Source organism: Pedobacter sp. HMWF019, from assembly GCF_003061025.1.
Lineage (GTDB): Bacteria > Bacteroidota > Bacteroidia > Sphingobacteriales > Sphingobacteriaceae > Pedobacter.
The window spans coordinates 1-1,423 of the sequence record NZ_QAIL01000397.1 but is presented as its reverse complement, the minus strand read 5'-3'; the positions used below and the strand labels follow the sequence as shown (position 1 = coordinate 1,423).

Annotated in this window: 2 protein-coding genes; one reads left to right on the top strand and one right to left on the bottom strand. The window is 38.6% G+C overall.

Annotated features, from left to right (window positions below):
- A partial coding sequence (locus tag DBR11_RS21535) for a M28 family peptidase (RefSeq protein ID WP_108554682.1) occupies positions 1–638 on the top strand: 638 nt, incomplete at its 5' end.
- Positions 639–835: 197 nt separating this feature from the next.
- Here the strand turns inward: DBR11_RS21535 and DBR11_RS29700 are convergent.
- The coding region (locus DBR11_RS29700) for a hypothetical protein (protein ID WP_158275359.1) at positions 836–1,423 on the bottom strand (588 nt) is incomplete at its 5' end.

Below are 1,423 nucleotides of genomic sequence, written 5' to 3'. Positions count from 1 at the left end.
TTCCAGGTAAAACCGAAGAGATCATGGTGATATCAGCCCATTATGACCACTTGGGTATCATCAATAATGAATTGTATAATGGCGCTGACGATAATGCCTCCGGCATTGCAGGTATTTTAAAAATTGCGGCTTATTATGCCAAGTCCAAGCCTAATAAAACTTTGGTTTTTGCGGCATTTGATGCTGGGGAACAGGAATGGAAGGGGTCTAAGGCTTTTGTAGCAAACCCACCTGTTGAACTTTCTAAAATTGCTTTAAACATTAATCTGGACATGATTAGTCATAATGACCATGGAATTCTATATGCTGCCGGAACCTTTCAGCACCCTGAATTAAGGAGCTACATTACCTACACCAATCCAGACCTGAAGATCTTATTTGGACATGATAACCCTAAGCAATCTGTAGACGACTGGACCAATCAAAGTGATCAGGGCTCATTTGCAGCTGTACATATTCCATTTATCTATTTTGGTGTGGAAGATCACAAAGATTACCATAAACCGACAGATAAAATGGAAAACATTAACCAAACTTTTTTCCAGAATGCCGCCAATGCCATTCTGGAAATTGTAGAGAATTTTGATAAGGGCTATAGTATGGAAAGTGCTTTTCGTCAAAGACTAAAGTCAAGATAATCAGGGTTACAGGGTCTCTGGCATACTTTTATTAGGTTTTTTACAATGGAATGAATTCCATAAGTTACCTATATAGAAAACCACATCAAGAACATAATCGACTGATATTTAAATAATTAAAGAAAGCCATTATAAACATAGCGGCTTTCTTTAATTTAATGGTATTAAGAATCAATTTCTCAAGCTATTAAAAGGACTTACCAAGGCATAAGTACACCTCCTTTAGTCGATAGCTCATATGCATCGCCACCATCAGTGAGTGTAAACTTTGTCGCTGCCTCTTGTGGAGTATAATGCTTCTCTTCTAAAAGATTAGGTCCCGTTGTACCTATTCCGCTACCAGATTGACCATAACGATCGTAAGTTAATGCACTTTGATACGCTGCATAAGTTACACTTGTGCCATTAATATAATAATGCGTAGGGGGAGTCACAGGAATTACTTTAGGAGTAACAGTTATTGTAATAGATGGAAGAGCTTCGTCCGTAACCGTAAGTTGGGTACTTGAGCCCCCAGGATTTCTAGTAAACGTTTTGACTGTAAAGGTAAACTTAACAACAACAGGCTTAGTATAATTATTGGTCATTCGATACTGGAATTTGCCCGGCACACTTGGATTTGAAGCATCAAAATAACTCGTATTCCATAGACTTCCAGTCACGAGATAATAGTTGTAGCTTGGATCTGTAAAGTAAGTGTCTGGCGCGTTTGGAACAGAACCCACCCATTTCGAAGTAGTTTCATTAACAGCCGTGAATGTAACCAACTGACCGGATTCAACTGT